Raw genomic sequence first — 7,392 nt, 5'->3', positions numbered from 1 at the left:
CCGTCCCGCTGATCACGGTCATCACGCGCAAGGCGTTCGGCGGCGCGTATGACGTGATGGGCTCCAAGCACCTGGGCGCCGACCTCAACCTGGCCTGGCCCACCGCCCAGATCGCGGTGATGGGCGCGCAGGGCGCGGTCAACATCCTGCACCGCCGCACCCTGGCCGCGATCGAGGACCCGGCCGCGCAGGAGGCCCGCCGCCAGGAGCTGATCGCCGAGTACGAGGAGGCCCTCCTCAACCCCTATGCGGCGGCCGAGCGCGGCTACGTGGACGCGGTGATCATGCCCTCCGAGACCCGCCGGCACATCGTCCGCGGCCTGCGCACCCTGCGCAACAAGCGCGAGCAGCTGCCCCCGAAGAAGCACGGCAACATCCCGCTGTAAGACGCGCACGTCCCCACGGTTGTAAGGAGGCTGACGGTGATCAAGGTCGTACGGGGCAACCCGACACCCGAGGAGCTGGCCGCCGCAGTCGCGGTGGTGCAAGCCCGCGCGGCGGCCGCCGCTGCCGCCGCGCCCGGCGGCCGGGACCAGGGCGAGGAGTGGTCCGACCCGGCGTCCCTCGTGCCGCGACGAGAGGCGCACGATCGGAAGCATGCTGTGGTCCGATCCGTCCGACGATCCCTCCGAGGAGCTGCGCAAGGCCGAGGCCATGCTCCGTCGGGCCGGCATCGTGCTGGCGGTGGCCGCGGTGCTTTTACTGCTGCTGCTCGGCCTGTCCGGCTGAACCGGCCGCCTCGCGCGCCGGCTCGACCGTGCCGCTGACCTCCCCGAACCCGATCCGGACACCGTCCCGGCCCGGCGCCGTGGCGCGCAGGGTGACGGTGTCGCCGTCGGCGAGGTAGGCGCGGGTGGAACCGTCGGCGAGCTTGACCGGTTCGGTGCCGTTCCAGCCCAGTTCGAGGAACGAGCCGCGCTGGTCCGGCTCCGGGCCCGAGACCGTGCCGGAGGCGTAGAAGTCGCCGGTGCGCAGGCTCGCGCCGTTGACGGTCATGTGCGCGAGCATCTGGGCGGCCGTCCAGTACATGGTGGAGAACGGCGGCCGGGAGACCACCTCGCCGTTGCACGCCACCTCGATCGCCAGATCCAGGCCCCACGGTTCGTCCGTCCGCAGGTACGGCAGCGGCTCCGGGTCCTGCGCGGGCGGCGCCACCCGCGCCGCCTCCAGCGCCTCCAGCGGCACCACCCACGGGGACACCGAGGTCGCGAAGGACTTGCCGAGGAACGGGCCGAGCGGCACGTACTCCCACGCCTGGATGTCCCGCGCGCTCCAGTCGTTGACCAGGACGACGCCGAAGACATGGTCGGCGAAGTCCGCGGCGGACACCGGGCGGCCCAGCTCGGAGGGGGTGCCGACGACGAAGCCGACCTCGGCCTCGATGTCCAGCCGGGCCGACGGGCCGAAGCCGGGCGCCTCGGCGTCGGGGGCCTTGCGCTGGCCGCACGGCCGCACGACCGGGGTGCCGGAGACGACGACGGTGCCCGCGCGGCCGTGGTAACCGATGGGCAGATGCTTCCAGTTCGGGGTGAGCGGCGGCTGCGTGGGGCGGAAGACCCGGCCGACGTTGGACGCGTGGTGCTCGGAGGCGTAGAAGTCGACGTAGTCGGCGACCTCGAACGGCAGGTGCAGGGTCACCTCGGCGCGCGGGACCAGGTGCGGCTCGACGGCCGCGCGGTGGGCCTCGTCCGTCAGCAGCTCGGTCAGCCGGGCCCGCACCGCACGCCACGCCTCCCGGCCGCGCGCCATGAACGGGTTCAGACTCGGTGCCGCGAAGTCCTCCGCGTACGGCAGCCCGGCGTCCGCGCCGAGCCGCGACAGGTCCAGGACGTACTCGCCGATCGCCACACCGGCCCGCGGCGGCTCCCCCGCACGGGAGAAGATGCCGTACGGCAGGTTCTGCACGGGGAAGTCGGAGTGCTCCGGTACGGGCACCCAGGATCGGGTCGTCATGCGTCCAGCTCCCTGTCGGTGGGGGTCTTCGGATGCGCGCGCGAGCCGGTCAGGCCCAGCGCCCGCAGATCTGCGAGCGGCTCGCTCGTACTGCACGAGCCGTACCCGGTGAACACCGCGCGGGTACGCGCGGCGAGGGCCGGGGTCACCGCGCGGGCCTCGGCGGCCAGCGCGACGGAATCGGTGGACCGCAGTACGGCCTCCACGCCGTCGGGCGCCGCGCCGTCCACCGCCCGGCAGACCGCCAGCAGCAGGTTGAGGAACCCGTGGTGGACGAAGCCGGTGCGCGCGTCGCGGTACCGCACCGCGTGGTGCAGCCCGGCGGTGGCCTTGAAGGGCAGCCCGCGCCGCACGCACGCGGACACGAACACCGCCAGGTGCTCGGTCGCGGGGAACAGCTCGGCGCGGACGCCGCCGCAGCGGACCTTGGCGCCCAGCCCGGCGGTGACCAGCTCGTCGAGGGCGGCCTCCCACCCGTCCGTGAGCGGGATCTCGACGTACTGGGGGAAGCCGGGCGGCGGCCCGTACGGCAGGTTCTTCAGCGCGTCGGCGGCCTGCCGGACGGCCGTCACGAGGTCGGGCGCCGCCGGGACCGGGCCCTCCAGGGCGACCAGCCGCAGCCGGCCGTCGTCGGCGAGCCGGCGGTGCGCGTCGACCAGCACGCCCCACTCCAGCGGGCTGATCAGCCCCACCCGGAAGCGGTCCTCATCGGTCAGCGCCGCCGACAGCTCCGGCAGCCGCTCCGCCGGGCACAGGAAACGGTGGCTGAGCCGCGGATCGCCGGCCGCCGCGTCGGCGCGGTGCCGGGCGACCGCGGCGGGCATCTCCAGCTGCTCGGGCGGGAAGAGCCCGGCATCGTCCACGAGCCGTTCGTACAAAGCGGATACGGTCATCGCTCACGCCTCCTGAGGTCCGTGGCCACCGGCCCACGTCCAGGCATACCCCTGATCCTCGCAAGCGGTACCGCCCTCGCCGAGGCCGAGCGGGCGGAAGGTGTCGACCATGACGGCCAGTTCGTCGAAGAAGTCCACGCCGATGCTGCGTTCGTAGGCGCCGGGCTGCGGGCCGTGCGCATGCCCGCCCGGGTGCAGCGACACCGAACCCTGCCCGATGCCGGAGCCCTTGCGCGCCTCGTAATCGCCGCCGCAGTAGAACATCACCTCGTCGGAGTCGACGTTGGAGTGGTAGTACGGCACGGGGATCGACAGCGGGTGGTAGTCGACCTTCCGCGGCACGAAATTGCAGATCACGAAGTTGTGCCCCTCGAAGACCTGGTGGACGGGCGGCGGCTGGTGCACCCGTCCCGTCAGCGGCTCGAAGTCGTGGATGCTGAAGGCGTACGGGTACAGACAGCCGTCCCAGCCCACCACATCGAAGGGGTGGGCGGGGTACGTCAGCACAGTTCCGGCCAGGCCGCCGGGCCCGGGCCCGCGGTGCTTGACGAGAACGTCCACCGCCCCCTCCCCCTGCTCCTCGACGAGCAGCGGTCCTTCGGGCCCGCGCAGATCGCGCTCGCAGTACGGGGCGTGCTCCAGCAGCTGCCCGTACCGGGACAGGTAGCGGCTCGGCGGGGCGATATGGCTGTTCGCCTCGATGCAGTACGCGCGCACCGGCGCGTCCCCGGTGGGCACCCAGCGGTGAGTGGTGGCGCGCGGAATGACGAGGTAGTCGCCGGGGCGCGCGTCCAGCACACCGAAGACGGTCTCCAGCCGGGCCGTACCGCTCTCGACGTACACGCACTCGTCGCCCACGCCGTTGCGGTACAGCGGCGAGGGCGCGCCCGCCACGACATAGCCGATGCGTACGTCCTCGTTGCCGAGCACCAGGCGGCGGCCGGTGACGGCGTCGGTGGCGGCCGGGTCGGCGGTCTCGAAGAGCGCGGGCAGCTTCAGGTGCCGGGGCTTGAGGGGGTGGTTGGCGACGGTGGTGAGGTCGGGCAGCTCCCAGGCGCGGCTGCCGGTGATCGCCGAGGGGATCGCCCGGTGGTAGAGCAGTGAGGAGTCCGAGGAGAAGCCCTCCTCGCCCATCAGCTCCTCGTAGTACAGGCCGCCGTCGGGGCCGCGGTGCTGGGTGTGCCGCTTGGCCGGGACGTCGCCGGCGCGGCGGTAGTACGGCATGGGGTCGAGCGCCCCCTCCTGCGCCCAAGGCGCGTGCAAATAACGGACACTGCTCACTGATATCCGAACGCGTCATTGACTGTGGCCGCACCCTCAACGCCTGTCAAGAGCCCGCCGCCCGGCCCGCCGGCCCGCTCCCGACGGCATGGAAGACTGGCGCGGCAAACGCCCACGGAGGGGAGACCGCGCAGGTGGGAACGAGTGAGCCGCGACCCGCCGAGGGGTCCCAGACGCTGGAACGCGGCCTGCGCGCGCTCCGCCTGATCGCCGGTACGCCGCACGGGATGACCGCGACCGAGCTCGCCGCCGAACTGGGCGTACACCGCTCCGTCGCGTACCGGCTGCTGACGTCCCTGGTGCGCCAGCACTTCGCGGTACGCGACGACGAGGCGCGCTACCGGGTGGGCGCCGACCTGGTGGGACTCGCCGAGCAGGTGCGGCCGCGGCTGCGGGAGGTCGCCGAACAGGTGCTGCGCCGGCTCGCCGACGGGCTGGAGGCGACCGCCTGCCTGGTCGTGCGCGACGACGACGCGGCGGTGGCCGTCACGGTCGTCGAACCCGCCACGCGCGGCCCGCGCTTCTCCTACCGCGTCGGCAACCGCGATCCCCTGGACCGCGGCGCGGCCGGCATCGCCCTGCTCGCGGGCGGCCCTCCGACGGACGGCGAACCGGCCCGCGTCACCGAGGCCCGGCAGCGGGGATACGCGCTCACCGCGGGCGAGGTGGTGCCGGGCACCTTCGCGGTCGCCGCGCCGATCCGCACCGCCCACCCCGACGGCCCGGCCGGCATCAACCTCATCACCCACCGCCAGGACATCGCCGAGGCCGCCGTCGCCCCGGTCACGGCCGCCGCCGAGGAGATCTCGGCCCGCCTGGCCTGAAAGCCGGCGCCCGACCCCTTCGGCCTACGATGACCCGCATGACCGAACAGCCCCGCCGCCTCGTGCTCGCCTCCCAGTCCCCCGCCCGACTCGGCCTCCTGCGGCAGGCCGGACTGGCCCCCGAGGTCATCGTCAGCGGCGTGGACGAGGACGCGATCACCGCCGACACCCCGGGCGAGCTGGCCCGCGTACTGGCCGAGGCCAAGGCCGACGCCGTGGCCCGACGCCCGGAAGCCGCCGGAGCGTTGGTCATCGGCTGCGACTCCGTACTGGAACTGGACGGGCGCGCGCTGGGCAAGCCGGACGACGCCGAGGACGCCACGGCGCGCTGGAAGTCGATGCGCGGCCGGTCGGGCGTCCTGCAGACCGGACACTGCGTCATCGACACGGAGAGCGGCCGCCGGGTCTCGGCGACCGCCGCCACCACGGTCCGCTTCGGCGAGCCGTCCGACGCGGAGATCGCCGCCTACGTGGCGAGCGGCGAACCGCTGTACGTCGCGGGCGCCTTCACCCTCGACGGCCGCTCGGCCCCCTTCATCGACGGCATCGACGGCGACCCGGGCAACGTCATCGGCCTGTCCCTGCCGCTGTTCCGCCGCCTGCTGGCGGAGTTGGGGATCCAGATCACGGAGCTGTGGGCGTAGCGGCCGGTTCGGGACCACCGGCCGGTTCGGGACCGCCGGCCGGCTCGGCGGCCCCGGCCGCCGGGGCGTACGCCAGCAGGGTGAAGATGAGCAGGCCGAGGACGACCATCGCGCCGGCGAACGCGGCCCAGCCGACCAGGCCGACCGTGAACGCGCCGACCACGCCGTGGATCACCGCGCAGCTGATGAGGACGGCGCGCGCGAAGCCGCCGGGCGCGCGGTCCCGGACCGCGCAGCGCAGCGCGAGGAACGCGCAGAACAGCAGGTAGAGCCCGAAGACGAGGCCGCCGACCCACGCCCCGGCCGACATCGCGTGGGTCTCCAGGCCCGCCAGTGACATCTGCTGCTTGTCGACGAAGACGCTCAGGATCCAGTTGAGCAGCACGATCCCGGCCGCTTCCAGGACCAGTACCACCGCCGTCACCCCGGCCACCGGTCTGCGTGCCGCCACCGCACCCACCCACTTCCGCTGTTGCCCGCGCGATTCCGCGCCTGTTACCGCCAGTACAGAAGACGGGTGCACGCTACTGCTGGGTAATAGAAGGAACAAGGGGTCTGCAGCAGGCGGCATTCCCGTGCGTCACACCCGACACCCACCCGGCAAAGTTTTGTTCCGCCATTCGTAGGGTTTCCACAAAGAAACCGCGCCGTAGGGAAGTCGGGCACACAGAGACCTTGCCCACACCAGGTCTCCGTCGTACGCCCGGGATTCCGGGCATACCCTGGGGATGCAGGGGACTTCGGCGCGCGGCTCGCGCCGGACACAGGCGCCTTGTGGGGAAGCTCACCCTCAGGGTCGACTCGGCACGTGGTGTCGTCAGTCCCTAAACTCAGCTTGTTTCGAGGAGGGAGCCATCGTGCGCAAGGTGCTCATCGCCAACCGTGGCGAAATCGCTGTCCGCGTGGCCCGGGCTTGCCGGGACGCCGGGATCGGGAGCGTAGCGGTCTATGCCGACCCGGACCGGGACGCTCTGCACGTCCGTGCGGCGGATGAGGCATACGCCCTGGGCGGTGACACTCCTGCCACCAGCTACCTGGACATCGCCAAGGTCCTGCAGGCCGCGGCCGATTCGGGCGCGGATGCCATCCATCCCGGCTACGGCTTCCTCTCCGAGAACGCCGAATTCGCGCAGGCGGTGCTGGACGCCGGACTGATCTGGATCGGCCCCCCGCCGCAGGCCATCCGGGACCTGGGCGACAAGGTCGCCGCCAGGCACATCGCCCAGCGCGCCGGCGCCCCGCTGGTGGCCGGCACCAAGGACCCGGTCTCCGGCGCCGCGGAGGTCGTGGCCTTCGCCGAGGAGCACGGCCTGCCGATCGCCATCAAGGCCGCCTTCGGCGGCGGCGGCCGCGGCCTGAAGGTCGCCCGCACCCTGGAGGAAGTCCCCGAGCTCTACGACTCCGCCGTGCGCGAGGCGGTGGCCGCCTTCGGCCGCGGGGAGTGCTTTGTGGAGCGCTATCTGGACCGCCCCCGGCATGTGGAGACCCAGTGCCTGGCCGATAAGCACGGCAATGTGGTGGTGGTCTCCACCCGGGACTGCTCGCTCCAGCGCCGCCACCAAAAACTGGTGGAGGAGGCGCCGGCGCCGTTCCTGTCCGCGGAGCAGAACGCCGAGCTCTACCGGGCCTCCAAGGCCATCCTGAAGGAGGCCGGCTACCAGGGCGCGGGCACGTGTGAGTTCCTGGTGGGGCAGGACGGCACGATCTCCTTCCTGGAGGTCAACACCCGGCTGCAGGTGGAGCACCCGGTCACCGAGGAGGTCACCGGCCTGGACCTGGTCCGGGAGATGTTCCGCA

General features: G+C 72.8%; 9 protein-coding genes and 1 pseudogene. 6 read left to right on the top strand and 4 right to left on the bottom strand.

Going from position 1 to position 7,392, the window contains the following annotated elements; all coding sequences use genetic code 11:
• The 3 genes and pseudogenes from CCS38_RS02055 to mmpB all read left to right on the top strand — a co-directional run.
• On the top strand, nt 1-386 hold a 386-nt coding region (locus CCS38_RS02055), incomplete at its 5' end, for a carboxyl transferase domain-containing protein (RefSeq protein ID WP_308050645.1).
• A 36-nt stretch (nt 387-422) separates the two neighbouring features.
• A pseudogene (locus CCS38_RS02050) lies at nt 423-578 on the top strand (acyl-CoA carboxylase epsilon subunit); the annotation flags it as partial.
• A gap of 19 nt (nt 579-597) precedes the next feature.
• Nucleotides 598-729 carry a morphogenic membrane protein MmpB gene (gene mmpB, locus CCS38_RS35225; RefSeq protein ID WP_263301601.1) on the top strand — a complete coding sequence of 44 codons (132 nt, stop codon included), beginning with the start codon at nt 598-600 and terminating at the stop codon, nt 727-729.
• Here the strand turns inward: mmpB and fahA are convergent.
• Genes fahA through CCS38_RS02035 form a run of 3 tightly spaced genes read right to left on the bottom strand, consistent with a single transcriptional unit; the run spans nt 700 to nt 4,070 of the window.
• Entirely contained in the window at nt 700-1,953 is a 1,254-nt protein-coding gene (fahA, locus tag CCS38_RS02045; RefSeq protein ID WP_223731448.1) for a fumarylacetoacetase, read from the bottom strand. The genes mmpB and fahA overlap by 30 nt on opposite strands.
• Nucleotides 1,950-2,846: a hypothetical protein gene (locus CCS38_RS02040; RefSeq protein ID WP_223731447.1), complete on the bottom strand. Its 897-nt coding sequence runs from the start codon at nt 2,844-2,846 to the stop codon at nt 1,950-1,952. Before CCS38_RS02040 ends, fahA begins: the two co-directional genes overlap by 4 nt.
• Before the next feature lie 3 nt (nt 2,847-2,849).
• Nucleotides 2,850-4,070 carry a homogentisate 1,2-dioxygenase gene (locus tag CCS38_RS02035; RefSeq protein ID WP_223731450.1) on the bottom strand — a complete coding sequence of 407 codons (1,221 nt, stop codon included), beginning with the start codon at nt 4,068-4,070 and terminating at the stop codon, nt 2,850-2,852.
• Between the two features lie 191 nt (nt 4,071-4,261).
• Here CCS38_RS02035 and CCS38_RS02030 point away from each other — a divergent pair, with 191 nt between their 5' ends.
• Complete coding sequence (locus tag CCS38_RS02030) at nt 4,262-4,951, top strand: IclR family transcriptional regulator (protein WP_223731446.1); 690 nt, start codon at nt 4,262-4,264, stop codon at nt 4,949-4,951.
• A 38-nt stretch (nt 4,952-4,989) separates the two neighbouring features.
• A complete protein-coding gene (locus CCS38_RS02025) occupies nt 4,990-5,595 on the top strand; it encodes a Maf family protein (RefSeq protein ID WP_223731445.1) in 606 nt (201 codons plus the stop codon).
• Here the strand turns inward: CCS38_RS02025 and CCS38_RS02020 are convergent.
• Nucleotides 5,576-6,046: a hypothetical protein gene (locus tag CCS38_RS02020; RefSeq protein WP_372456966.1), complete on the bottom strand. Its 471-nt coding sequence runs from the start codon at nt 6,044-6,046 to the stop codon at nt 5,576-5,578. The two genes, CCS38_RS02025 and CCS38_RS02020, sit on opposite strands and share 20 nt — an antisense overlap.
• 406 nt (nt 6,047-6,452) lie before the next feature.
• Here CCS38_RS02020 and CCS38_RS02015 point away from each other — a divergent pair.
• Nucleotides 6,453-7,392 (top strand): acetyl-CoA carboxylase biotin carboxylase subunit (locus CCS38_RS02015; protein ID WP_223731444.1); only part of this gene is annotated, 940 nt, incomplete at its 3' end.

Source organism: Streptomyces purpurogeneiscleroticus (assembly GCF_020024005.1).
Taxonomy (GTDB): Bacteria; Actinomycetota; Actinomycetes; order Streptomycetales; family Streptomycetaceae; genus Streptomyces; species Streptomyces purpurogeneiscleroticus.
This window is presented reverse-complemented; position numbering and strand designations above follow the sequence as displayed.

What these genes read in the sequence shown, in the direction of transcription:
- fahA (WP_223731448.1), bottom strand. Translation starts at nt 1,953, where the DNA reads ATGACGACCCGATCCTGGGTGCCCGTACCGGAGCACTCCGACTTCCCC.
- CCS38_RS02035 (WP_223731450.1), bottom strand. Translation starts at nt 4,070, where the DNA reads ATGCCGTACTACCGCCGCGCCGGCGACGTCCCGGCCAAGCGGCACACC.
- CCS38_RS02025 (WP_223731445.1), top strand. Translation starts at nt 4,990, where the DNA reads ATGACCGAACAGCCCCGCCGCCTCGTGCTCGCCTCCCAGTCCCCCGCC.
- CCS38_RS02040 (WP_223731447.1), bottom strand. Translation starts at nt 2,846, where the DNA reads ATGACCGTATCCGCTTTGTACGAACGGCTCGTGGACGATGCCGGGCTC.
- mmpB (WP_263301601.1), top strand. Translation starts at nt 598, where the DNA reads ATGCTGTGGTCCGATCCGTCCGACGATCCCTCCGAGGAGCTGCGCAAG.